The 25,760-nt window shown below is 40.3% G+C and carries 21 protein-coding genes, 3 tRNA genes and 2 pseudogenes; 18 read left to right on the forward strand and 8 right to left on the reverse strand.

What is annotated here, in order from left to right; genetic code table 11:
• Positions 1-124: 124 nt before the first annotated feature.
• Positions 125-700 (reverse strand): GNAT family N-acetyltransferase, encoded by a 576-nt coding sequence (locus ACFFAP_RS17205; protein ID WP_375512346.1) that lies wholly within the window; start codon positions 698-700, stop codon positions 125-127.
• Positions 701-1,039: 339 nt separating this feature from the next.
• Here ACFFAP_RS17205 and bioB point away from each other — a divergent pair, with 339 nt between their 5' ends.
• On the forward strand, positions 1,040-2,047 hold the full coding sequence (gene bioB, locus ACFFAP_RS17210) for a biotin synthase BioB (protein ID WP_375512364.1): 1,008 nt from the start codon (positions 1,040-1,042) through the stop codon (positions 2,045-2,047).
• 151 nt (positions 2,048-2,198) lie between these two features.
• On the opposite strand, the gene petL is transcribed toward bioB, so the two are convergent.
• Positions 2,199-2,294: a cytochrome b6-f complex subunit PetL gene (gene petL, locus ACFFAP_RS17215; RefSeq protein WP_100899295.1), complete on the reverse strand. Its 96-nt coding sequence runs from the start codon at positions 2,292-2,294 to the stop codon at positions 2,199-2,201.
• 198 nt (positions 2,295-2,492) lie between these two features.
• Here petL and aroB point away from each other — a divergent pair, with 198 nt between their 5' ends.
• Positions 2,493-3,605 (forward strand): 3-dehydroquinate synthase, encoded by a 1,113-nt coding sequence (gene aroB / locus ACFFAP_RS17220; protein ID WP_375512347.1) that lies wholly within the window; start codon positions 2,493-2,495, stop codon positions 3,603-3,605.
• Between the two features lie 113 nt (positions 3,606-3,718).
• Positions 3,719-4,296, forward strand: a pseudogene (locus ACFFAP_RS17225) (Uma2 family endonuclease).
• Between the two features lie 104 nt (positions 4,297-4,400).
• On the opposite strand, the gene ACFFAP_RS17230 reads toward ACFFAP_RS17225, so the two are convergent.
• Entirely contained in the window at positions 4,401-4,715 is a 315-nt protein-coding gene (locus ACFFAP_RS17230; protein ID WP_375512348.1) for an S-layer protein, read from the reverse strand.
• Between the two features lie 650 nt (positions 4,716-5,365).
• On the opposite strand from ACFFAP_RS17230, the gene ACFFAP_RS17235 reads away from it, so the two are divergent.
• The 3 genes from ACFFAP_RS17235 to ACFFAP_RS17245 all read left to right on the forward strand — a co-directional run bounded on the left by ACFFAP_RS17235 (position 5,366) and on the right by ACFFAP_RS17245 (position 6,632).
• Entirely contained in the window at positions 5,366-5,605 is a 240-nt protein-coding gene (locus tag ACFFAP_RS17235; protein WP_375512349.1) for a hypothetical protein, read from the forward strand.
• Positions 5,606-5,766: 161 nt separating this feature from the next.
• Positions 5,767-6,192 carry an acyl-CoA thioesterase gene (locus ACFFAP_RS17240; RefSeq protein ID WP_375512350.1) on the forward strand — a complete coding sequence of 142 codons (426 nt, stop codon included), beginning with the start codon at positions 5,767-5,769 and terminating at the stop codon, positions 6,190-6,192.
• A 185-nt stretch (positions 6,193-6,377) separates the two neighbouring features.
• Positions 6,378-6,632, forward strand: a complete 255-nt coding sequence (locus tag ACFFAP_RS17245; RefSeq protein WP_375512351.1) for a hypothetical protein — start codon at positions 6,378-6,380, stop codon at positions 6,630-6,632.
• 14 nt (positions 6,633-6,646) lie between these two features.
• On the opposite strand, the gene ACFFAP_RS17250 is transcribed toward ACFFAP_RS17245, so the two are convergent.
• Positions 6,647-7,429, reverse strand: coding sequence for a TrmH family RNA methyltransferase (locus ACFFAP_RS17250; protein WP_375512352.1), 783 nt, complete (start codon positions 7,427-7,429; stop codon positions 6,647-6,649).
• Positions 7,430-7,521: 92 nt separating this feature from the next.
• A tRNA-Leu gene (locus ACFFAP_RS17255) sits at positions 7,522-7,603 on the reverse strand.
• A gap of 409 nt (positions 7,604-8,012) precedes the next feature.
• Here ACFFAP_RS17255 and murA point away from each other — a divergent pair.
• The 11 genes and pseudogenes from murA to ACFFAP_RS17310 all read left to right on the forward strand — a co-directional run bounded on the left by murA (position 8,013) and on the right by ACFFAP_RS17310 (position 19,672).
• Positions 8,013-9,380 carry a UDP-N-acetylglucosamine 1-carboxyvinyltransferase gene (murA, locus tag ACFFAP_RS17260; RefSeq protein WP_375512365.1) on the forward strand — a complete coding sequence of 456 codons (1,368 nt, stop codon included), beginning with the start codon at positions 8,013-8,015 and terminating at the stop codon, positions 9,378-9,380.
• 210 nt (positions 9,381-9,590) lie between these two features.
• Complete coding sequence (locus ACFFAP_RS17265) at positions 9,591-10,469, forward strand: M48 family metallopeptidase (RefSeq protein WP_375512353.1); 879 nt, start codon at positions 9,591-9,593, stop codon at positions 10,467-10,469.
• Between the two features lie 156 nt (positions 10,470-10,625).
• Positions 10,626-11,555 (forward strand): annotated as a pseudogene (locus tag ACFFAP_RS17270) (hypothetical protein).
• Between the two features lie 107 nt (positions 11,556-11,662).
• Positions 11,663-12,784, forward strand: coding sequence for an alpha-hydroxy acid oxidase (locus ACFFAP_RS17275; protein ID WP_375512354.1), 1,122 nt, complete (start codon positions 11,663-11,665; stop codon positions 12,782-12,784).
• Between the two features lie 107 nt (positions 12,785-12,891).
• Positions 12,892-12,975 (forward strand) — tRNA-Leu (locus ACFFAP_RS17280).
• 33 nt (positions 12,976-13,008) lie between these two features.
• On the forward strand, positions 13,009-13,260 hold the full coding sequence (locus ACFFAP_RS17285) for a hypothetical protein (protein ID WP_375512355.1): 252 nt from the start codon (positions 13,009-13,011) through the stop codon (positions 13,258-13,260).
• A 472-nt stretch (positions 13,261-13,732) separates the two neighbouring features.
• Positions 13,733-14,530 (forward strand): WecB/TagA/CpsF family glycosyltransferase, encoded by a 798-nt coding sequence (locus tag ACFFAP_RS17290; protein ID WP_375512356.1) that lies wholly within the window; start codon positions 13,733-13,735, stop codon positions 14,528-14,530.
• A gap of 483 nt (positions 14,531-15,013) precedes the next feature.
• The gene (locus ACFFAP_RS17295; RefSeq protein ID WP_375512357.1) at positions 15,014-16,489 is read left to right on the forward strand and encodes a lipopolysaccharide biosynthesis protein; all 1,476 of its coding nucleotides are present in this window, start codon (positions 15,014-15,016) and stop codon (positions 16,487-16,489) included.
• 184 nt (positions 16,490-16,673) lie between these two features.
• Positions 16,674-17,831, forward strand: coding sequence for a polysaccharide pyruvyl transferase family protein (locus ACFFAP_RS17300; protein WP_375512358.1), 1,158 nt, complete (start codon positions 16,674-16,676; stop codon positions 17,829-17,831).
• Between the two features lie 105 nt (positions 17,832-17,936).
• Entirely contained in the window at positions 17,937-18,782 is an 846-nt protein-coding gene (locus ACFFAP_RS17305) for an FAD-binding protein (protein WP_375512359.1), read from the forward strand.
• A gap of 818 nt (positions 18,783-19,600) precedes the next feature.
• A tRNA-Gln gene (locus tag ACFFAP_RS17310) sits at positions 19,601-19,672 on the forward strand.
• An 89-nt stretch (positions 19,673-19,761) separates the two neighbouring features.
• Here the strand turns inward: ACFFAP_RS17310 and ACFFAP_RS17315 are convergent.
• Positions 19,762-20,241 carry a hypothetical protein gene (locus ACFFAP_RS17315; RefSeq protein WP_375512360.1) on the reverse strand — a complete coding sequence of 160 codons (480 nt, stop codon included), beginning with the start codon at positions 20,239-20,241 and terminating at the stop codon, positions 19,762-19,764.
• A gap of 223 nt (positions 20,242-20,464) precedes the next feature.
• Here ACFFAP_RS17315 and ACFFAP_RS17320 point away from each other — a divergent pair, with 223 nt between their 5' ends.
• Complete coding sequence (locus ACFFAP_RS17320; RefSeq protein ID WP_375512361.1) at positions 20,465-21,763, forward strand: hypothetical protein; 1,299 nt, start codon at positions 20,465-20,467, stop codon at positions 21,761-21,763.
• Between the two features lie 69 nt (positions 21,764-21,832).
• Here the strand turns inward: ACFFAP_RS17320 and ACFFAP_RS17325 are convergent, their stop codons facing one another.
• Both ACFFAP_RS17325 and ACFFAP_RS17330 read right to left on the reverse strand, forming a co-directional pair.
• The gene (locus tag ACFFAP_RS17325; RefSeq protein ID WP_375512362.1) at positions 21,833-22,978 is read right to left on the reverse strand and encodes a SpoIID/LytB domain-containing protein; all 1,146 of its coding nucleotides are present in this window, start codon (positions 22,976-22,978) and stop codon (positions 21,833-21,835) included.
• 280 nt (positions 22,979-23,258) lie between these two features.
• Entirely contained in the window at positions 23,259-25,472 is a 2,214-nt protein-coding gene (locus ACFFAP_RS17330) for a GumC family protein (protein WP_375512363.1), read from the reverse strand.
• Positions 25,473-25,760 lie beyond the last annotated feature (288 nt).

Consider the following 25,760-nt stretch of genomic DNA (forward strand, 5'->3'; position numbering starts at 1 on the left):
GAGTAGAAAGTAGGGAATAAGGAATTAGGCTTTTCAAGCTGTATCGAGCTTTTTCATAAATCAAATATTAGTCCTATAGTAAATAAATAAAATAAGTTTTTTTGAAAATTATACTCAGCAGTTTTTAAAGTTTAGGTGCTTGCCAATTAGGATTGATGAGACTTGTCATAATATGATCTTCCCATTGCCCATTAATTAACAAATAATCTCTAGCATATCCTTCAATGACAAAACCGAGTCTTCTGAGCACATTGCCACTGCGCCGATTGTGGGGCATATAATTAGCCATAACTCGGTGAAAATTTAACTCTTCAAAAACATATTGAATGGCGGCTTTTAGCCCTTCTGTCATATATCCTTTACCTTGTTTACTTTCAGCTAGGCTATATCCCACATAGCAAAAATGAGCGGCTCCTCGGACAAAATTACTAAAATTTATAGTTCCAATAATTCCGGTTGGATTTTTTTTAGTAAAAATAAATAGCTTTAACGATTGGCCATTAATAAATTCCAGAAAATTGTTCTCTATCTGATACTGCCAATACTCTTGGGTGAAAAACCCATCAGCCCAAAGAGGGTAAAATGGAGTGAGATAGGTTTTGTTATGAATGAAGTATTTGAGAATTTGGGGTATATCTTCATGGATAGCCGCTCGTAAGAACAGGCGATCGCTTGTAATTAGTGGCAGTTCGGATATCATAAATTACTTAGTCGGCGGGATCTCTTCCCAAAACATTCTCTAGATTTTAAATTCTCTCATACCCACGGTTTAGCAGCAGCCAGGGCAAATAGAATTCGCACGCCAGTTGCATTGCCCAATGCCCAATTTATGAGTATTTTTACTGGTAATCTGCCATTCAACCAAAATCTTGATAAGCTGATGTCTAATATCTAGAGCGGAAGGATTGAGAGCCAATGGGTGATAAAGCACAGTAAGCGGCATAACTTCGATAAAATCGCTTTGCCCAAACGCTGTACCGCAGGAAATTCTACCAAAAGACAGCTCTTGGTTAACCCAGTCTACAAGAAGGATAATGATGTGGTGGGAATACGCTACGATTGGCAGGAATTAGAGATTCGGGCGATATACAACACGCCATTGCTAGAGCTTATTTATCAAGCTGCTAGCGTGCATCGCCAATATCATGACCCAACAAAAATACAAGTTTGTAAGCTTATATCTATCAAAACGGGAGGTTGTCCAGAAGATTGTAGCTACTGTGCCCAATCTTCCCGCTATAAAACAGAGGTAAAGGCCCAAGCACTTCTAGAAAAGGAAACGGTAGTTAACATCGCCCAGAAAGCGAAAGAAACTGGTGTTAGTCGCATCTGCATGGGTGCTGCTTGGCGCGAAGTGCGGGATAACTCACAATTTGAGGAAGTCCTGGAAATGGTCAAGGATGTAACCGCAATGGGTTTAGAAGTGTGCTGCACTCTGGGTATGTTGACAGCAAATCAGGCTAGGAAATTGTCAGAAGCGGGACTTTACGCTTACAACCATAACTTAGATACCTCGCAGGAATATTACAGCACAATTATTACCACGAGAACTTATAGCGATCGCTTGAACACAATTGAGAATGTCCGTCAGACAAATGTTACTGTCTGTTCCGGCGGTATCCTTGGTTTGGGCGAAACTGTCGATGACCGGGTTGGGATGTTACAAACTCTGGCAAACTTACATCCGCATCCAGAGTCCGTACCAATTAATATTCTTTCACAAGTACCAGGCACACCCTTAGAAAATCAGCCTGATGTTCCGATTTGGGATATTGTGCGGATGATTGCCACAGCCAGGATTTTAATGCCAGCTTCCGATGTGCGTCTTAGTGCCGGCAGGGCTAGACTTTCTCAAGTTGAACAAGCTTTCTGCTTTATGGCAGGAGCCAATTCTATCTTTTCTAGCGACGACAACAAGATGTTGACAGTGACAACTCCTTGTCCAGATTATGATAGCGATCGAGAAATGCTGAACTTACTTGGTTTGGGAATGCGTCCGCCTTCCCAAAGACAAGAGAAGGTAGCAAGTCAGGCTGTTGTGGGATAAATATCTTCTTGTAAGATGGGCGTCTTGCCCGTCCTTAGTAAACTGAGGGCAGGCAAGACTTCGGTGTGACACTTCGACCCTTCGACAAGCTCAGGGCAACGCAAGCTCAGTACAAGTCAGTCGAACGCTGCCTGCCCCACAAGAGTCTTGGCTAAATTATCTTGGCAGTCCGCAGACCAAACAGCAGACCTACAGCCAAACCAAAGAACAAAGCTAAAAAGCCGATGTAAGCTACAATCGCAAACATTTATTTTTCTCCACAATACTTCCTAAATCTATTGAATCATTAGTTGTTGGGCATTGGCCAAACAGGGCATTGGGTATTGGTCAATAATTAATAGTTATTCTTCCCCTGCTCCCTCATCCCCCTCATCCCTCACTCCCCACTCGCCACTCCCAGATTGCGATACAATACAGCCCACGGGCGCTTGTTAGGGGTTGGGCAATGACTTCTGTAATTAATGTAAATTTACCAGAGCAGTCTTATGAGATTGTGATACCTGCGGTAAGCGACGCTAACGCACCTTCGAGTTTAGATCAACTGGGTCAACACATGGCCAGTCTCAAGCTAGGCAAGAAGGTACTGCTGGTTTCTAATCCGACGATTTTTAAGCATTTTGGGGAAAGAGCGATCGCATCCCTAACATCTGCTGGATTTGAAGTTGCTAGCTGCACCCTACCACCTGGGGAACGCTACAAAACCCTCAATTCCATCCAAAAACTTTACGATATCGCCTTAGAAAACCGCCTAGAACGTTCTTCTACTATGGTGGCTTTGGGCGGAGGTGTGATTGGCGATATGACTGGATTTGCAGCCGCAACTTGGCTGCGCGGCATTAATGTTGTCCAAGTGCCTACCACTCTTTTAGCAATGGTAGATTCGGCAATTGGTGGCAAAACTGGCGTGAATCATCCCCACGGCAAAAACTTGATTGGGGCATTCCATCAACCGCGCTTGGTTTTGATTGACCCAGAAGTATTGAAAACTCTACCTATGCGTGAGTTTCGCGCCGGAATGGCAGAAGTTATTAAATATGGTGTAATTTGGGATGCCGAATTGTTTGCCCAATTGGAAGCAAGTAAACGCCTCGACCAACTCCGCTATGTAAAACCTGACCTCATACACACCATATTGATGCGCTCTTGTCAAGCTAAAGCTGATGTTGTTAGCAAAGATGAGAAAGAAGGCGGATTACGGGCGATTCTCAACTATGGACATACCATCGGTCATGCAGTGGAAAGTTTGACTGGTTATCGTCTAGTGAATCACGGTGAAGCGGTGGCCATTGGCATGGTAGCAGCCGGTCAGATTGCTGTGGAATTGGGAATGTGGCAAAATGTTGACACGGAACGTCAAAATGCTTTAATTCAAAAAACGGGTTTACCGACTAAGTTACCATCTGGGGTAGATATTGAAGCAATTATTGAGGCCTTGCAATTAGATAAGAAAGTCAAAGCAGGGAAAGTGCGGTTTGTTTTACCAACGGAGATTGGTGTAGTGACAGTTACCGATAAGGTGCCATCGGATATCATTCGGCAAGTTTTGCAGGGAATGTGAACAATTTGAAAAAGAATTCAGGAGCGGAGCCGGAGACGCTCCGCCTCCGGTCAGAATAAAAATTAGTTACTCTGTTCTTCAATTACGAATTACGAATTACGAATTAATGAGCCATGATACTCCAAGCCAAGAATCAACTAACCTTGCAAGAGTTCTTAAATCTTCCGACAGGTGAGGGAGATATCACCTACGAACTTGTTGATGGTCAAGCAATTCCTAAAATGTCACCAAAAAAATTTCATTCTAAACTTACCCGTGCCCTTCTGAATTTGATTGAGCAATGCTGTGAAGGAGAAGGAGAAGTTTGCCCAGAATTAGCTGTCACATTAACCCGTCGAGGGCGAGATTGGATGCCAATACCGGATATTTTATATATTTCTAATGAACGTTTACCCCCTGATTGGGATCAAGAAGGATCATGTTCTGTTCCTCCTGATTTGGTGATTGAGATTATTTCCCCAGGACAAACCTTTGGACAAATGGCAGCTAAAGCCAAAGACTATTTAGATGCTAAGGTGATGCGGGTGTGGGTATTAGATAGTAAAGCCAGAACATTACTGTTTTTTATCCAGATGCAGCACCACAAACTTATATGGGAGAAGAATTACTCAAAGATTCTTTATTTAAAGGACTGGAATTTACTGTTGAGCAGGTGTTTAAAAAGGCGAAAATCCCATTAGACACCGAATAGTAAACTTTTTACATTTACCACAATTCTCTTCATCTCAACATCTATCGAAATTTCAATCTGCGGCTTTTGCTACTCAAATTTTTATATCTTTAATCAGCAACGCCCTATTTTTGAAACTGCGGTTCTTTCTGCGGTTGCTGCTGACTATTTGTTGGTTGCAGTTTTTGAAATAAAGCTGGTGGCGTAGCTTTGCGGAAAGCACCGCAGTAGTGCATAGTCATAACCGCCTTGAAAGCCCAATGGTCTGATGACACATCACTAAAGGGATTCGGTAAAGTTTCTGCTTGATTCTGAACACAAGCATTCAAAACTTGATTCGATTTTGCTGGAGTGTCGGTAGTAGGTTCTTGAGATTTAACAGGGGTAACAAAGCTAGTAGTAGCTAGCACCAGGGCTGTTACCAAAAGTTTGCAGTTCATAATTTGAGTTTTCTAAGGATGAAAGTCTACCCTATGTTAGTTCCCAGGCTGCTGCCCAGGAACTAGAATAAACTTACTGAAATTAAGCGTTAGCAAACATTGTAAGCATTACTAATAGAACAACTAATGCACTGATCCAAAGAGCTAACGATCCCCAACTAACTGAATCTTTTTGTACTCTTTGCCAGAAATTGGTAACTAAGTTATTCCGAATTGCCATTTTATAACCTCCAATTTTTATTAAACTTGCACTGACTCAATGCATTAAGCCTGTATTGAGTAAACAAAAGTTAATCTTAGGGAGTATCAGCCTTTATTTGCTGATTCCCAGAGATTAATCAACAGAGATTTAAATTAATTCATGCAGCGAGTGCCAATGCATGTGTCTCAACGCATTACTGAAATCTAAAAAACGAACAAAAATTTACAAAAAGATATTTTTTGATGCTTAACTTGATTGTCCCATACGTAACTGTTTACACTGAAAAATTTGGTGATTTTGAGAGAATTCTTAACGTTTTCTTAATCAGGTATAAAAGTTAGTGTTTTAAAGTCACAAACTACTTAAGTATTGACTCTGTTTCACTTTTACTCGTGATTTATCTAAACTTGAAAATAGACACAATTAACAGTGAAATGGCAGGAAACTAATGGTGCAACAAATAAGACACGATCAACCGCAATATATCTGTATCATTCCAGTTGAGAGAATTACAGCTAACCAAGACGAAGAAATCATGACCTTTGGTGCATCAGCCGACGATGCAAAAAAACAAGGTGAGGAATTGTTAGCATCTATCTATGGTTGTAATCAATCACAAGTTTTGGAATTAATCCAGCAAGCACGAATTGAACTAATAGCTCAGTGGTGTGCCCCTCAAGAGCGCTAAAAATACTTATGAGGGTCTTGGCAACAGCAAGTATTAGCACCCAAAATGGTATGCAAATATTCGGCTTACCTGCATGAAGGCTTTAGAGGTAGTAAAGGCACTGAAATGGAAAAACTAATATAGAGAAGGGTAAAAAACAGCGCCGCACTACCAACTAAACTATGCTACCGTTTAAAACTCTGCTACGCGTCCGCCACTATGAGATGGACGCCCTTGGGCATGTAAATAACGCCGTCTACCAAAATTATCTAGAACAAGCAGCCATTGAACATTCAGAATACCTGGGCTTAACTTTAGATGTATATCGGCAAGCGGGTGGCATATTTGTGATGCGGCGGGTAGAAATTGACTATTTACGCCCAGCGGTGGCAGGCGATACCCTAGAAGTCACTACCTGGTTGAAGGAAATGCGCGGGACTCGTGCCTTGCGATGCTACGAAATTCGTAAACAAAACCAAGATAATTTGTTAGTGACGGCAGAGGCGCTATGGGTTTGGGTGGATGCACAGACAATGCGCCCACGACCAATTCCCAGTGTCATGTTAGACAAATTTTTGCAAATCCAAAACCCAGGTGTTACAAGCTAAAAATGGTTTGTTATTCGCCATGTAATGAATCTTAATTCTTCTCATGAAAACAAATGATTGATTTTTTACCCAGGTAATGCTGACGATCAAGAATACACAACTATGATGTTATAAGCGCAAAATTTAAATTTGTAGGAACTGCAATCAAAATTAGCTTAGTAAATCAGGATTTTCAAGTCAATATTATGGAGCAAAGTCAGCCACAACAGCGCCGTGTCGCCGATCAAGTATTTCAAGAATCCCTCGATCAGTTGGAGAATATCTTACAAGAAAGTTTAACTGAGGATGAAGAAATCCCCCAGGCACAACTGCATACTAGTAGTCTCAGTGAAGTTGAACTCGATCAAGACTTGACAGATATTGATTTAGCGGCTCTTGAGGACGCAGTTGCTGATATTGAACAATATCTCGAAGAAATAACAAAAACCCAATTGGGGTAAAAAGTTAAAATTTATTACTGACAAATTAGTTGCCGTTGAGCTTCGTACAACATTAAAGCAGCTGCGATCGCTACATTCAAAGATTCCACCCCAGGACTCAAAGGAATTCTTACTTGTTTGTCTGCGATCGCTGCTAAATCTGCCGACAATCCAGCACCTTCATTTCCCAGTAAAATCAGACTGGGTTTGCGCCAGTCCACCTCCCAATAAGTTAAAGTCGCACTGGGTAGGGTTGCCACTACCTGCATTCCTGCCTGCTGACTTTGTTGAACTGTAGCTTTTAAATCTTCGGTTACGGCTGTTGCTAGGCGAAACCATTGCCCTGCTGAAGCCCGGAGAACTTTAGGACTGTCTAAATCTACACTATTTTCACTTACCCACAACCCCGATGCTCCAGCAGCAGCAGCAGTGCGGATCATCGTACCCAGGTTGCCGGGATCTTGCACCGTTTCTAAAGCTAGCATTGTACCAGTAAAGGGTAGTTGAGTTTGGCGAACGCTTCGTTTTGCCGTTGCAACCACACCATCCGGTTGGACTGTAGTAGCGATCGCATCCAAGATTTCTTTACTGACAATTTCGGCGCGATCGCATCGGCTACAAGCTTCTTCCCAGAGTGAGGGGTGGGCTGCTTGCCAATCTGGAGTACAACACACTGTTTCTAGTGGGTAATTTACCGCACAAGCTTCCTCTAACAGGTGCGTCCCTTCTAGTAAAAATAACTGCTGCTTGTGCCGCTCCTTGTTAGAGTGGAGTTTGCGGATTTGCTTGACTAGGGAATTTTGTAAACTGGTCAACATTAAAAAGTTAGGAGTTAGGAATTAACAGTTAGGAGTTAATTTAGTTTTCTTAAACTCATAACTCTTAACTTCTAACTCCTAACTTGATAATATGCGGAACCCGGGACTTGAACCCGGAAGCCTTGCGGCACTAGAACCTGAATCTAGCGCGTCTGCCAATTCCGCCAGTTCCGCTGGCATTTTTCTTTATCGACAATTTCCTATTATTGCGTTATCTTTTACCTTTGTCAAGTAAAAACATAACGCCTCGTTTAAGAGGCTCAGACTGGAAACAAGTTTTTCAGGGCATTAGGTCGAATCAAAATATTAACTGAACAGTACAGCATTGATTTTCAGAGAACAGTTAAGTTATTTTACTGAGTATTTAATTTAGCTTAAAACTACTACTTATTCGTTCATTTATGGTAAATTTCTTAAAAGCTCAAAATGCTTACTGCTGCTGGTTTTTAACTCTTATTCTTCAGCAAAAAACAATTTTTTTATGCAATATTCTGCTCTAAAATGTGGACAATTTGAATCTTTACTGTAGAATCAAAACCAACTTCAAACATATAAAATACGTATTCCTTTTGGAGGTAGGCTTATCAATTCTTCTACCAGCTTACCAGATGCCAAAATTGCTCCAGAAGCAGACTCCTCAGTCTTGCAAATTTGGGGTGGGCATCCTTTGCGAGGTCATGTGAAAATTAGCGGGGCAAAAAATGCAGCACTGGTAATCATGGCTGGAGCCTTGCTGTGTCCAGGCGATTGTCGTATCCGCAATGTCCCCTTATTGGCGGATGTAGACCGGATGAGTCAGGTGTTATCGGCTTTGGGTGTACGCTTAACCCGGCAAGGCGATATTTTAGACATCAACGCCAGCGAAATTAAAACATCTAAAGCTCCCTACGAACTAGTTACCCAACTGAGGGCGAGTTTCTTCGCTATTGGTGCCATTCTGGCAAGATTGGGAGTAGCGCAGATGCCATTACCAGGTGGTTGTGCTATTGGGGCAAGACCAGTTGATTTGCATGTCCGGGGACTACAAGCAATGGGGGCTGAGGTGCAGATTGAGCATGGCATTTGTAATGCCTACGTCCCTGGCAGCAGCCGAAGATTAAAAGGCGCGAAGATTTACTTAGACATTGCCAGTGTCGGAGCTACGGAAAACTTGATGATGGCGGCTACTTTAGCAGAGGGCGAAACGATCATCGAAAATGCTGCCAGAGAACCGGAAGTAGTTGATTTAGCTAACTTCTGTAACGCGATGGGAGCGAAGATTAAGGGGGCGGGGACTAGCAGGATTATTATCGAAGGAGTCCCCAAGTTGCATTCTGTTGACTACAGTATCATTCCCGATCGCATTGAGGCAGGGACGTTTTTGCTAGCAGCAGCAATTACCCGTTCTGAACTTCTTCTCTCGCCAGTGGCTCCAGAACATCTTATACCAGTGATTGCCAAGCTGCGGGATATTGGGGTAACGATAATTGAGGACAAGCCTGAACACTTACGCATTCTGCCGGCGGAAACCCTCAAGGCAACGGATATTGAAACTCAATATCATCCAGGTTTTCCCACAGATATGCAAGCGCCGTTCATGTCTTTGCTGACATTGGCCGAAGGCGACAGCGTGATTAACGAATCCGTCTTTGAAAATCGCTTGCGTCATGCCTCAGAGTTAAATCGCTTGGGGGCAGACATTCGTGTTAAAGGCAACGCTGCTTTCGTTCGGGGAGTACCGAAATTGTCTGGCGCACCAGTATTAGGTACAGACTTACGAGCATCGGCAGCGCTAGTCATAGCAGGACTGGCGGCAGAAGGACAAACCACAATTCAAGGATTACAGCACCTTGATCGCGGCTATGATCGACTGGATGTGAAGTTGCAGCAATTGGGCGCTAAAATCCTCCGCGTGGGCGAAGCATCAGCAGATTCAGAAATCGCTTCCAGCATCAGTAGCCTTTCAATTTGAAATTGATAGGTTGAACAAGAGGACAAGGGGACAAGGAAAATTGGGGACAAAGGGAAAGACTTGTTGCAAGTTCTCACCTCTTGTCACCTTGTCCCCAATTCTTTGCTACTTCCCCCTGCCCAACTTAGTTAAATCGTTATACTAACTGTGGGAGGCTGTTTATCTAACCAGCCAGATTCCATAGTTGTGTTTTTTATAGCTTGCTGTACTATGTCCTTCTTTAAAACCCCGCTAATTGGTTTAAAAGCTGACTCATTTCGTCATCCATTAGACCTGGAAGCTACCAAAACGCTCAAGCAAATACCAGGCATAGATATGTTGGTGCGAAATTGGCTTGGGCCAATGGCAGAGCAAGTTTTCTATGTGGAAAATATTGCCTCCAGCGTTCTGGTGGGTGAGAAGCAACTGCCCGATTTATACAAGCTGTTGTTAGATGCCTGTAAAATCCTCGATATAGAGCCTCCCCAGTTGTACGTCCGGCAACATCCGGCTCCCAACGCTTATACTTTTGCTGTGCGGGGTAAGCAGCCATTTGTTGTGCTACACACATCCTTGATTGATATCCTCACACCAGAGGAAATACAGGCAGTAATTGCCCACGAGTTGGGGCATCTCAAGTGTGACCATAGCGTTTACTTGACTCCTGTAAATTTATTAATATTAGCTGCGGCGATTGTGCCCAATGTTGGAACTTTCGTTGCTCAAGCGATACAGGCACAGCTTTTAGAATGGGTACGCTGTGCTGAGTTTACCTGCGATCGCGCCGCATTACTCGCAACCCAAGACCCCAAAGTTGTCATGTCAGTGTTGATGAAGCTGGCGGGTGGTTCCCCCACCTTAGCGCCACAACTAAATCTTGATGCCTTTGTTGCCCAAGCCCGCGCTTACGATGATATTAGCAAGACCGAACTAGGTGAAATGGTCAAAGCTGCTCGCACAGCCCAATTAAGCCATCCAGTGCCAGTCCTGCGGGCGCGAGAAATTGACCGTTGGGCAAGCAGCACAGAATATCAATCTCTAATCCAAAGTCATGGATTGAAGTCTACAAGTAATGAAGTAGCACCCAAAGGCGGATGGCGAAACTGGTAGAGCGACTAACGAAATTTGGTTATCTAAATTAGATGTGTTTTAGCTTACAATACTCCAGATGATTCGCTCATGCGATCGCACTTGCTAGAGTTCTTCAGGCAAGCTGTGGGTGATTCACTGTGATGTAAAATACTGGTACAGCCATAAAATCAGCTAATGACCAGGTTTCCTTACGACCAGTTCGCCAAAGACTATCTTAAAGAATTGTTACAGCCATTGGGAGAAGTGGAAACAAGTCGGAAAGTTCCAGCCCAAATTCGAGAGATTGATGTTTATTTTGTACCTTCACCCCAATCGGCAAATACAATAGAATTAGGGCTGTTAGGAAAATTTGCGGGTAAACCTGCATTAGTTGAACCATTTAGAAATGCGGCTACAATTGCGGAGATCCGCAGTTGCATAAATAAGTTGTTTGATATCTTTGCTGAATTAAAGCGTCAAGCTAAAGGTGATAAAACTCGGTTTACAGAATCAGAATTACCACGTTTGTGGATTTTGTCACCCACGGCTTCTGAATCTATATTAGATGGTTTTAGAACTAACCTAGATGAATAAAATTGGGGAATAGGAATACATTTTTTAGGCGATTATTTTAGAACAGCAATTGTGGTGATTCACCAATTACCGTGTACAGTAGACACACTATGGTTGAGAATTTTAGGTAAAGGAAGAGTCCAGCAACAAGCGATAGATGAACTAGAAGAACTTCCCCCAAATAATCCCTTACGTTCCAAAGCAATTGATTTATTATTGAATTTAAAGACTACCTTAGAATTCAATCAAAATATAGACAATGAGGATAGAGATTTAATTATGCGCTTATCACCTATTTACGAGCAAAAATTAGCAGAAGTTAAAAAAGAAGGAATCCAAGAAGGAATCCAAGAAGGAATCCAAGAAGGAATCCAAGAAGGAATTCAAGCAGAACGTCGTAATGTTATAGAAAATTTGTTGCGAGTTCGTTTTGGTTCTTTAGATACACAACTAAAACTAATTATTGAACCTTTATTGGCATTATCTCCAGAGGAATTTACTCCTTTATTACTGCAACTATCCAGGGAAGAATTATTAAATAGGTTCCTCTAGATGAACTCAGTCGGAGATATTGGGTTTTCTAGCTTTACTAAGAAATCGATGATTACTCGAACAATCCGATTCAAAAACATCCCATTGCTTAACCCACAGCCTCTACCATGACAGTTGTACCCAACGACCATCGCTTTCAACCCATAAATCTGTTTGAGTACGAAAAGCTAGCAAAAGAGCATCTCTCTCAAATAACGCTTGATTACTATAGCAGTGGTGCTTGGGACGAAATTACATTACGGGATAATCGTGCTGCCTTTGAGCGAATCAAAGTGCGACCTCGAATATTAGTCGATGTTAGCGATCGCAATCTCACTACCTCCATATTAGGGCAACCACTACAACTACCTTTGTTAATTGCGCCGATGGCTTTTCAATGTCTAGCCCATCCAGATGGAGAAATTGCCACAGCATTAGCTGCGGCATCAGCTGGTGTAGGCATGGTGTTAAGTACAATGGCCACAAAGAGCATTGAAGAAGTGGCCAGTGCATGTGATAATTTTCCAGATTCTCTGCGATGGTTCCAGCTTTACATCCATAAAGATCGAGGATTAACTCGTGCTTTGGTAGAAAAAGCCTATAAAGCAGGCTATAAAGCACTTTGTCTAACTGTAGATGCACCTGTTCTCGGACAGCGAGAAAGAGATAGACGTAACGAGTTTGCCCTACCCTCAGACTTACATTTGGCTAATCTCGCCACCATCTCAGGCCTAGATATTTCCCATGAAAAAGGCGAATCTGGATTATTTACCTATTTTGCCCAACAGCTAAACCCAGCAGTTACTTGGGACGATTTGGAATGGTTACAGTCTTTATCTCCACTACCTTTAGTCATCAAAGGAATTTTACGGGGAGATGATGCTGTTCGGACTGTAGAATATGGAGCCAAAGCAATTGTTGTTTCCAATCATGGTGGCAGACAACTCGATGGTGCGATCGCTTCTTTAGATGCTCTAGCTGAAATAGTAGCAGCAGTGGATGGTAAAGTAGAAGTACTATTGGATGGAGGCATCCGTAGGGGCACAGACATTCTCAAAGCTCTGGCATTAGGAGCAAAAGCGGTACTGATCGGACGGCCCATTTTATGGGGACTAGCAGTAGCAGGGCAAATTGGTGTATCTCATGTCATCTCACTGCTACAAGATGAGTTAAATCTGGGAATGGCACTTAGCGGCTGCGCCAAACTACAGGATATTGACCCTAGTTTATTGATCCTGCCACGCCTGTAAGTTAGAAAGTTCTTAAAGCTAATTATTTCAGCAAAACTTTGAAAATTAATTTTCAGACTTGTTACAAAATCACTTAATTAGAGTATACTAGTTAAGGTTAGATATATGGGCGGGTGGCGAAATTGGTAGACGCACCACACTCAAAATGTGGCGGCCTTGCGGTCATAGGAGTTCGATTCTCCTCCTGCCCACTACCAAACAAGTACTAAAGAGGTAAAAAACTTATGCGCCTGAAAAGATGGGAGTCTCCCCGTAAAGAAGGCAGAAATGACAAAGGTAGAGGCGGTTCTGCAAGGAAGAGGCAACTCCAAAAACAAAGGCAAATGTTACGAAAAAGACTCAAAGAAGCTCACAAGACAGACAATAGCAAAAACAATAGAGCAGGGGAAGATAAGTTTATCTTCCCCTTATTTTTTGGGCTTTTATTTCAGAAAAAAATAAAATTTAGGGATTTTTCAATACATAGACTAAATTAAATTTGCAATAAACTTGGAAAGTCATAAGAAAAAACTATACTAATTTGAATTCTACCTCTTAAGCGCATATTTACGTATCAAAATAGGCAAGTTGAGTGTCTAGTATTTCACTTTACTATGTAATTAAAGAATGTATAAGATACTACAGTTTTACATATATTTTATAGGAATATATCGCAATTGTAATGTTTGGATGAACAAATCAAAAATTAATTATGAAGGAACTATGAATTTTGCTAGGCAGCGTCTGAAATCTCTAGCTTAAAACAGTAAACTAGGACACAGCAGCCAATAATTCTAATATTAACGGTTAAGTCAAAAGTATACTAAGAAAGCAATTGCATCTCCATGTGTTAACTTCCAACGATGACACAAGGCTATAAAAAGTCAGGAGTCATCTCATCTGAATTCTTCAATATTCGGAATGGTCTAGATAATCTATGGATTTTTTTCTTGGACACAGGAGTTATTGATGGTGGCAAGAGTGCTTCTACCTACTAAAAAAGTACTGGATTTTCCTATTACTGCTTTACGCTTTGACGATCAAGTACAAACAATACTGAAGTGGGCAAGGAGGCGTGAGAGTAAAACTGTATATGTAGCCAATGTACACATGCTCATTGAAGCTCATTGGAATCCAGAGTTTGCTAGCGTATTACGAAATGCAGACATAGTTACTCCTGATGGTATGCCTCTGGTATGGATGATGCGAAAGATGGGAGCGCTTTACCAAGACCGTGTGGCAGGAATGGATATTTTCCTAGCATTGTGTCAGCTAACTCAAACACAAAATCTTAGTATTTTCTTTGTAGGTTCCCAAACAGAAGTTCTTTCTCGGATGCGAAAAAGGTTAGAGTGGGAATTTCCGCAGATGAATATTGCGGCGATGGAACCTCTACCCTTTCGCCCCCTGACTGAAACTGAAGACGAAGCTTTGGTTCAAAAGATTAACTCTAGTGGTGCTAGCGCCGTATTAGTATCTCTGGGATGTCCTAAGCAAGAAAATTGGATAGCTCAACATAAAGGTAAGATACAAGCTGTAATGATTGGACTGGGTGGAGTTTTCCCAGTTTATGCAGGAATTCACAAGCGGGCACCCCGCGTAGTTCGAGACTTAGGACTTGAATGGCTGTATCGATGGATTCAAGAACCACGCCGGCTTTGCGGTCGCTATGCTAAAACTATTCCACTATTTATATGGCTAGCTACGAAGCAACTACTATCATCAAGTCGTATTGCAGCAGTCTTCCTTCACGAGACTGGGGATTAAGAAAAAGTAAAGGGAATATGTACTCTGTGGAACACAACATTATTGATTGAGACACACATAACACATATAAATTCTAGTAACCAAAAAATTAAAAATTTTATGTTGTCTTAACAACTGATTAGCAAACTTAGATATCACTCAAAACCAGAAAGTATAAGTAACAGGGCATTTTATATGAAAATTCAATAGGCTGGCTCATCAGTAAATTTTATGCTAAGAGTTTCTTGAATTGCTGCCAATTTACAAGAAGATTGTGGTAGACTCTTCTAAGAACAATTACTTAAACTAAAAAGTATTTTTCTTCACTGTAATCCTTGCCTTACGTAGTTTTTATGTTATTTTCGGAGTAAAAAATTTTGATTATAACTAAAACCTAAATAAAATAAGGTGTAACTGATTGGCGTGAAAATAAATAATCCAGATGCTCATAGCTAGCAATATAAAAGCTATATACTCTAGGTTCTTTCATCGGTAAACTATGTAATGGAATCACCTAAAGATTCATCAAATTTACGACAAAAAGCTGTTAAAAGTGTAATTTGGACTGTTATAGAAAGTTGGGGACGCCAAGCAGTCTCTTTAGTTGTTTTCTTTATTTTAGCTCGTTTACTGAATCCAGAAACTTTTGGTTTAATTGCTTTAGCATCTATATTTATTGAATTTGTACAAATTTTTGTTGATCAAGGATTTTCTGTAGCAATTATCCAACGTCAAGAGATAGATTCAGAGCATTTAGACACTGCATTCTGGACAACTTTAGGAATCAGTATACTTTTAACTGTATTAAGTATTGCTGGAGCTGGACTAACAGCTGATTTATTTAAACAGCCGCAGTTAGTACCAATCATTCAATGCTTATCTATAAGCTTTATATTTTATGGATTAAGCAGCGTGCAGCAAGCGGTTCTTGAACGTAAGTTTGCCTTTAAAAGTTTAGCAATCCGCTCACTATTGGCAGTGATAATAGGTGGAATAGTTGGCGTTTGGATGGCTTTTTTAGGCTTTGGCGTTTGGAGTCTCGTAGGTCAACAACTATCAGGTAGTTTTATACAGGTTATAGTCTTGTGGCGAGTTAGCGATTGGCGACCAGGATTCCAATTTTCTGCTATACATGCTAAAGAACTTTTTAACTTTGGAATTAATATATCTGCGTTTAACATAATTAACTTTTTCAATCGCCGAGCCGATGACTTACTAATTGGCTACTATCTAGGACTAGTTGCATTAGGTTATTACTCAGTTGCCTATAAATTGCTGCTAGTAATGATGCAGATTTTAATCAGTACTACAACTAAGGTTGCACTACCAATATTTTCTAGGTTACAGGCAGAACCAGAACGATTACTAAGCGCTTTCTATACTGCTACTCAATTCACAAGTCTCATTGCTTTCCCAATATTTCTTTGTGTACCAATATTAGCAACTGAATTTATAAAAGTCTTTTTTGGTGAGCAGTGGATTCAGAGCATTCCAGTATTGCAAGTACTATCTCTTATTGGTCCTGTTCATCTCATTTTCTTTTATAACAATTCTGTAATTCTGGCGCTTGGAAAACCTTCGTGGAGGCTATGGATACAAGTTATCAATACAGTTACTAATATCATCGGTTTTGCTTTGGTAGTCAGATTAGGTATTGTAGCTGTTGCTTCTGCTTATGTAGTTCGTGGTTATTTAATATTACCTATTTCGTTATTAGCTATTAATAAACTTGTTACGATAAATTTAAATAACTATCTGCGTTTATACATAGTACCTCTAGTAGCTTCTGGAGCAATGATTGTAACTATATTAACTACTAAATATTTCTTAGAAAAATTTCTTGAAGCATGGATGTTACTAGCTATTTCAGCAATATTCGGGATCACGATTTATATTCTTACTATTTCAGTAATATCGCCCAAGCTTTTCAGACGGCTACTTGACTTAGGAGAAAGTTTGAATATCAAAAGAAAAGTATAAGATTTGTTATGTATTAATAATAAATAGCGAATTTTAATACATCTTTACGAAGTAATTTAATATACTTATAGCTAAATATGATAGTTTAACGAAACAATTCAATCTAATCTGATAAAATTAATTAGCCAAAAATTTTGGTTATCAAACTTAAGACGAAATTCATAGTTTATTAAAGGGAGCAAAGATGAAAATCGGAATTCTAACTTTTCACCATGTAGACAATTACGGAGCAACACTCCAGGCTTTTGCTCTTTGGAGTTTTCTTAACAGTCAAGGCTATGATGTTGAAATAATAGACTATCGGCCTCTTAAAATAGCATGGATATATTTTAGAGCTTTACTTCCGATCAAAAGGGTCAAGTCTAGCATTAGTGAAACAAAGAAAATTCGGATTAATGAAAAATCTTTGATTTATATTTCAAGGTATTGGAAAATGAGAAGCTTTCTCCTTTCTCATGTTAAGTTAAGCCACAAAATATTTTATGATAAAAAAGGCTTGAAATTCTATCATGATAAGTATGATGTAGTAATATGTGGCAGTGACCAAATATGGTGTACAGATTCCTTTAGAGGGTATAATTCTTCTTTCTTTTTAGACTTTGTTAGCAATGAAACTACTCGTAAGGTAAGTTATGCAGCAAGTTTTGGTAATACCACCAAATTGGGGACTTATCAAAAAGAAATATATACATTGATTAATCAGTTTCAAACTATTTTAGTTCGTGATTCTAATAGTCGAGAAATTATTGCTAATGAATGCAAGAAAAAAGCGATAAAAGTTTTAGATCCTACTTTCCTAATTAAGTATGATACACTTAAAAATCCTCCCAAAATAACAAATAAATATCTTCTATTGTATGTTCAAGCTGACATGGAACCAGAAGAAGAAGATTTTATCAAATTAGTGGCAGAAGAGCAAAATCTAACTATAGTTTCAGTGGGTAGAGATGAACGGTTAGCACAAATAAATTTTGAAAGTGCTAGTCCAAAGGAATGGATTGGATTATATAGTGAAGCATCTTATATCGTGACTAATACTTATCACGGTACTATATTTTCTATTATTTTTCATAAACCTTTTACAGTACTTCTTCCTAGCGATAAATCGAATAAGGTAAAAGATTTACTTAATGATTTTGGCTTGACAAACCGTATATTTTCGGAGAAATCAAAAGCTCAATTATTCAACAAGCAAATCTTTGATATTGACTATGAATCAGTATCTAGTATACTTGAATCAAAAATTATGGAATCAAAAAAATATTTAATTGAAGCGATTTTACAAGGAGAAATCGATAGTAAAAGTAAAGTAATGTTGGATGAAATCAGGAAAAAACAATAACGAATACTTTAAAAATAGGCTATTTTATGGCTGTGCTGTGTTTCCCAAATGATAAGCAAACTGTTTATCTTTATCAAAAGTCTAAAAGGAGTAGAAAGAGTTAAGATGTCTAATTTAAAGATTGAGTCTTTAACATCAAACAGTCTTTCGCACTATAGAACACGACATTACTTTGAGCGAGTAGGAGAGATCAATAGTGTAGATGACCTTCAGGACTACTGTAATTGGGCCAAAGAAAACAAAGTAAAGGTTTATATAATTGGAAATGGCTCTAACACGCTGTTTGTTAAAACAAATATCCAATCATTAATACTGAAAAATAAACTGCCTAAGTACACAAATCCTTTACCTAATAACAGACTTGAAGTATCTTCTTCTGCTTCAGTGATGGAAGTATTAAAGTATTGTTATCAAAACTCCATGGATTCTTTCTATTATCTTGCATCTGTACCAGCAACTATTGGTGGTGCATTAGCAATGAACGCTGGCAGAGGAAGACAACATGGATGTACAATATACGACTTTGTTGAAAGTGTAACTTTCTTTGAGGATGGATGTATAAAAACACTTGAAAATAGTCAAATTGTACGAGATTATCGAGAAACTATGTTTACTGGTATACACTCAAAACTGATATTGAGTGCAATTTTCAAGTTTGAACCAACCGAATTCACCGAAAATCCTCTAACTTCAAGGCAAATTTGGGCAAAAGAACATCAAGATAATACAGCACCTAACTGTGGCTCGGTATTCAAAGCTGCTAACTATGCAATACTTGAAAAGCTCAAAGGTCTATCTATAGGTAAAGCTATGTTTTCAGCTAAAACTAGTAACTGGATACTCGCTAAATCACAAAGTAGCTATTCAATAATTATGCTGATTAAAATAGCTAAGATTTTGCATTTTATAACTAGACAAAAAATTGCTCTTGAACTAATTACAATTGATTAATTACTTACTGCCACAAATACTACATAATGCCTAAAATTTGAGTTTTTTGCGAAAATAGTTACAAATATACAGCGTATTTCAGGTAAATGAAGTACACGGTTAGGGGCACAACAATTTTGTGCCCTTACGATAATCTGTATCTCAGTAAGTTGCAATCTGCTGTAACTTTAATTATCGCTGAAGCTTTTGCCTGTGGTCTAGCTGTACTGATGTCCAGATTAGGTAACATCGTAGAAATTGTAGAGAATGGAGTAACTAGTTTACATTTTGAAGCAAGGCTAAATATGCTCCTAAAGCGAATATATTAGCAGTTGATGGCACTTTAGCAACAAGCCCTCAATAAGATAAGGGAAGTCCAAAAATTAAATTACTCAATTCCTCCATCCAAGACGACTATCCATACCGTTGGGTTAAGGAATTTCTTGGTTGAGGCAGGCAGGGGAGTAGCAGTTCGGCAAGAGAAGCTGTTCTTGAGAAAACAATTACTGAACAATAACCCCCTTTCCTCAAGAACCTCTCCTGCCTCCCCTGCTCCCCCTACTCCCTCCGCTATTGATTATTTTTTTATTATAAGAATATACTCTGATTACCTTGCCAAAGCCATTCATACTCAAACAGAGCAGATTTAGATGCGAAGGCATCACAGATATTATCCTCGTTTAACTTTCTGCCTTTGCCTGTTTGCGTAAACTTAACTTGAACAGTAGGAATTCAAACCAATCAATTTTCTGCTGTAAAAACCCTTTGTCTGAAATTAACTATAAAAGTACTTGACAATAACCCAGGTCCAACTGTTATATTAACTAGAGTAAAGTCGTTGGGGCGTAGCCAAGTGGTAAGGCAGCGGGTTTTGGTCCCGCCATCCCTAGGTTCGAATCCTAGCGCCCCAGTAAATCAAAAAACAGGCATAAGAGCCTGTCTCATAGAGTGTTTAATTATATTTTTAAGATGCGTCTCAATGCATCTAAGTCTGTAAATGTTACTTATCAGGCGACTTTAGGGCTTGATCCAGAGTTAGCCGAGCCTGTTCTGCTTTAGATCGTGCTTCTTGGTAACGCACATTAGCTTGGGCAAAATTTTTGAGAACTTTAAAACCTTCCTTGAGTCGGGTAATTTCCTCTTCTGTCACCGATTCGTCGGTGAACAGAACATCAACCGCTTTACGAATTTCCAACGCTTCAGCTCGTGATTCCTGAACTTTCAGCTTGAGTGTGGCCAGGTTACTTAGAACCTGGACAGCTTGTGTAATGCTATCCTCACCGCTAGTAGTATCAATAGTTGACTCTTTAACCTCAATTAATTGTTGAGGGCCAAATCCTTCTTCCAGTTCCGTGGGTAGCTTTCCTGCATCCATCAGTTCCATCAGCTGATCCATTGCTTTATCACGAGCTTTTGCTGAATCTTTTCCAGAAACAGTAAGGATAATTTCTGGGCTTTGAGCGAGAGTATACTGAACCATATTTGAGCAGAAAATTTGCTGGTTAACCAAGCTGAGGCAAACAATTATAACATACTGCGTGTCTCTTTATTTATTAGTAAATATACATCGGTGTCGGTTTGCCAAATTAATTTAATTTCTATACTTAATAATTTCATGCTTCATTCCTGCCCCTGCCAAGTTGCTTCAAATAAAACTTTATACTTAAGAAAAGGGAATTAAATTTCAATAGGAGGGGAGAGCAATGGCTCCTAGTCCCACCATCATGCAAGCTGTGGAAAAACTGGGCTACCGTGTCACTGTTGGTGATGTAGCAACCCAAGCAGGATTGAACGTCGCTGAAGCTAATCAAAGCTTATTAGCCCTAGCATCTGATGCTGGGGGACATTTGCAAGTAGCAGATTCAGGTGATATAGTTTACCTTTTTCCACAAAATTTTCGAGCAATTTTGCGTAATAAATACTTCCGATTACGATTGCAGGAATGGTGGAAAAAGGTCTGGAGTGTTCTGTTTTACCTGATTCGCATTTCTTTCGGAATTTTCTTAACTGTTTCCATCGTTTTAATAACTGTTACCATCTACATTATCATTACCTCTACTAATTCAGACCGTAACGGGGACAATCGGGGCAGTAGTTTCGGCGGTGGGGGGTTCTTCTATTTTCCAAATTTATTTTGGTATCTTAGCCCAAATTATGACACCCAGTATCAGGAACGGCGACGTGAAAGGCGAGAAGAAAGCAATCTGAATTTCTTTGAAGCAGTGTTTTCGTTTTTATTTGGCGATGGTAATCCCAACGCCAACTTAGAAGAACGTCGGTGGCAAGAAATTGCTATGGTGATTCGGAATAACCGTGGTGCAGTGGTAGCAGAACAAATTTCCCCATATTTGGATGACATTGGCGAGGGATATACAAGAGAGTACGAAGATTATATGCTGCCGGTTCTGACGCGATTTAATGGGCAACCGGGGGTAAGTCCAGAAGGCCAAATTGTTTATTACTTCCCAGAGTTGCAGGTGAGTGCAGTTAAAAAGCGCCGTCATGCAATATCAGATCACTTGGAGGAATTTCCCTGGCGTTTTAGTGCTGCAAGTTCAGGGCAAATTATGCTCAGTGCTGGGTTGGGTGTACTAAATTTTGTTCTTGCCTTAGTACTGGGAAGTTTGTTGAAAGATGGCACTGTTGCTGCCCAATTAGGTGGACTGGTAGCTTTTGTGCAAGGAATTTATTGGCTGCTATTGGCTTATGGAGCAGGTTTCTTAGGTATACCGTTATTGCGTTATTTCTGGATTCAATGGCGTAATCGCAAAATAGGCGATCGCAACCGCGATCGCCTTTCCAGAGCAAGGATATTCGCAAGTCCTGATGCAGCATTGCAACAAAAAATCGACTATGCCCAACAATTTGCAGCAGAAAAAGTCATTGGCAACGAAGATTTAGTGTATTCTAGCGAAAATGACTTACTCGACCAAGAAGTTGAGCGTTCCGCAAAAATTGACGCTGAATGGCAAAAACGCTTGGAACGGGGGAGTGGGGAATAGAGTTAACAGTGAAGAGTTGAGAGTGAGGAGTGAATAATTCAGATTTATTTAGAACTCCTAACTTTCTCCTTACTTCGCCTGAATTGGTGTTAAGGCCACACCTTGATAATAATGTCCCAAAATTTGCAAGTGGTTTACTCCCTGCCGAGCCAGATTGTAGGCCCCCCATTGACTCATGCCTAAACCATGACCGAAGCCAAGCCCTTGAAGTACAAAACTACCATCGGCTCCCTTGGTGACGCTAAATCGGGTACTTTTTAACTTGAGGGCTGTTCGCACTTCTTCGCCCTGTAACACCTTCGTGCTTCTGTTGCCGACAATTTTCAAGACTTTAACACTGCCAAAAGGTGAGTATGTTTCTGGAATCATCGCCGTCACACTGCCAACTTCAGGGAATTTAGCGCTAATCTCACTGGGCGAGAAGGTTTTCACCCAATTACACTCGCGGATATTTTGATCGTAGTCTTGAACAGCACGTAGGTAAGGTTCGCTGCTTCCCCAAACGTCTTCAACGTTTTCGGTGTGTCCTCCAGAACAAGCGTGGAAAACGGAGAGAATAATCCGGTTTTTGTAAGTTAGTACCTGTCCTGCTGTTTCATCAACTGCTTTGTAAGTTGCAGGAGCTTCACTAATGACGCCTTTGTAAATTTGCCAGCGATCTGGGGTATTGCCTAAATCGTAAACGGGATTATTCCGTTGTTTTTCTCGTTCGTAGAGGGCATAAGTGCGGGCTGCGATCGCTTGGGCTTTTAAAGCTTCTTGGGGCCAGCTAGCATCCATTTCGCCACCGAGAACGCTGTAGAGATATTCTTGGTCATCAACCCAGTTAACAGCGGTTAAGCCTTTGTCTGTAGGAACAACCAGAGTTCTACCCCGATACCAGCGATCGCCAATATAAACGAATCCTTTACCTGCTGGCTCAATCCAAAATAAACCAGACTGCCACTTATCTAAAGCAACTCCGCCAGGAATAGCTTGGGCATAATATGCACTCATCGCTGGTAACTGTCCGAGAGTCCGGCCAGTACTATCCTTGACGATTCCAGTGGTGGAACTGCCCACTTTTACCTGATTAACGCCCCTCTCAATTGCCACGCGCAGAATTACAGACGCTTGAGCTGGGGCTACCATTGCAATCCACAAGAGGACACTTACCCACCAATGACGTACTTTAACCTGGGAAAATAAAAAGCCTAAGTAAAGTTGGAATTTCATGCTGATCATCTAATCACATTAGTATCAAATTGACGCTTTTGATTATGGCGTCTACTACTTTAAGATGAGACACTTCTCCAACACAGGAGGTTGCCACCTCCTACTAATTATGCATTTTGCTTTAGCTATAAGGAAGAAATCAGGTGAAAAAGGCAGGAGATAGGAAGCAAGGGGAGAATTCCTCTCCTCTACCTGTTTCCAATTCCCCATGCCCAATACTTCGACTCCCTTCAGGGCAAGTCGCTCAGTACAAGTGCCCAATGCCCAATGCTTCTTCAATCTACGATGCCAATACATTTTTAGAATTGCTCACTTCATTAGCGATAATTCCAATTAAATTCAACTTACTCAAAATTTCTGTTGCTTGAGTCAGTTCAGTTCGGGTCACTTTCCCCATGCGCTCTACCATTACGATCCCATTGCAAAAAGCTGCCACAATTCTGGCATCAACTGTACCTAAAATAGGTGGAGCATCTATCAGTACTAGGTCATAACTTTGCTCAAACAACTCAATTAGTTCTTTCATCCGTTGAGAACTGAGCAACTTCACCGTGTCTTCTGCTTCAGGCCCAGCAGTCAAAATATCAATGCAGGGGTGAATAGGCTGGATGTAATCTTGAAAATGAGTTGTCGTCTCATCAACTAATAACAGAGATAGCCCCCAGTCATTGGATAGTTCCAGGATTTTGTGCAAGCTAGGATTATGTAAATTAGCATCAATAACTAATACCCGTCGATGCATGCGGGTAGCGCTAGCTACAAGTCCTAAAACTAAAGTTGTCTTCCCTTCCCCTGGTAGTGCTGAAGTCAACATCAATGACTTGAAGGGTAAGGGATATTTTAATATTTGAATATTTTGGTAGATCATGTCCAGGGTTTCATGGACAGGTAATCTAGTACTGGCTTCTACTATAGAGTAATCTGAGCTTCGTCGCCCATTCCAAGGCAGGGCCAGCCGCCGCTTTTTGACATTACACGACGGTAGTTTTGGTACTGACCCCAGTACACGTAGGTTCGTCAGTTTCTTTAAATCTCCGACACAATAAATAGCGTCATTAAACTTTTCCAAAATCAGGGCTGCTAAGATACCTAGAATCGGCCCAATTACCGCCCCTCCAACCAAAAATAATAATCTGTTGCTCCCCATATAAGTACCCAGAGCAGGTTCTGCCAAAACTTGCCAGTTATATCCTTCCTGAGCAATTTTCAACCCCAAAGACTGTTGCGCTTGGAGTAATTGTTCAAGGGTTTTACGACTAGTTTCTACCTTTGACAGCAGACGGTTATACTCTGCTATTAAGCTTGGGTATTTGTTTAACTCAGAGCGAAGTCGCTGTTCTGACTCGGCTAGATTCTTTTCATTAGCAGTTAGTCCTAAGACAGTTGTCTGTACCAAAATTAACTCGTCTAGTAGCTTTGGCTCAATCCCTACCATTTGTTCTTTTAAGAGCGGTTCTCCCTTACTGCTAGTAGTAATAGCTTTCACCTCTTCTCGTAATAGCGACAGTTGACTTTGGCGTTGCTGCTTTAGTTTCTGTACTGATGGGTAATCGTCTGTATAGCGCAGCCGCTCCTTAGCCAAAGCTAGTTCAGTTTTTTGAATTTCATTCAATAGTGTTTGGTAACGACTTGACTGATTTAAACGAGAAGAAAATAGTGCATTTTGCTGAGACGAGGAGGCTATTTGTTGCTCTAAATTATCATAACGAGCGTTTACATCTTGAAGGTGGGCACGAGTGCTTTGTAGCTGTTTTTGAATATCAGCTAGAGATTCTAGCAGGATTTTACTTTGGACTTCGGGATCGAGTAATTTATGTTTCTTGCGAAACTGTTCCAAATTTTTCTCAGCTTTACTCACCTCTTTTTTTATTTCAGGTAGGCGAGCATTTACAAAAGCCAGCCCTTGATTGAGACGTTCTTTTTGTTGCTCTTTATTGTAGTTTTGATAGACTTTTTGTAGAGCTTGAAGTACTCTTTGTGTTTTGAGTGGATCGTCATCATTGAAATAAACTTTAAATACTTGACTAAAAACTTTATTAGCTCCTATACCTCCCTCTTCTGGAGTCACTTCTAGAGGTGCTTTTTTGTTCTGTTCTGTTTGACCATTGATATACTCTAAGGTAATTTCAGGATAATCAGAATGAAGTAAATCTACGGCTTTCTGAAGCAACTTAGAACTCAGCATGAGTTTCATCTGAGTAGTGGAATCAACAACTTGAGAATTGCGATCGGTAACGTTGGTGTCTTTTCTTGGTGGGATATTATTTGACTGTGTGCCTTCAGATAAATTGGAATTCACCAATATCTGCATATTGCTCTGGTAAGTAGGTTTCGCAATGAAAGCTAGGAGGCTAGCAGCTGACATAACTACACAGGAAACCCCCAAGATCAGCAAACGTCGGCGAAGCAAAATAGTAGATAGTTGTCTGATGTCAACTGCGCCTTGTGCTGAAGTAGTAATCTGTTGCTCTTGATTCAGACTAGTCTTAGCCACTATCAAACTCCTCTAATATCGAAACACTATATTGATTTGGAAGATTTATAAGAAATGTTAAATGTTTTTTTACACCTATAGCCGCAATAGCATACTTAACTATTCTTCCAACAATGACAAGCTTACTTGGCACAATATTATGCCAACTGGCGCTTTCATGTTCATCAATTCATGCATATAAATTTTTAATCAGTGTTGGAAGAATAAATTTTTAATAAATATTTTATTTAAGGAGGAAAAATTTTGACGAAAAATTAATTATTTTTTATAAGTACTTAAGTATAAAAT

The sequence above is a fragment of the uncultured Nostoc sp. genome, from assembly GCF_964245575.1.
GTDB lineage: Bacteria > Cyanobacteriota > Cyanobacteriia > Cyanobacteriales > Nostocaceae > Nostoc.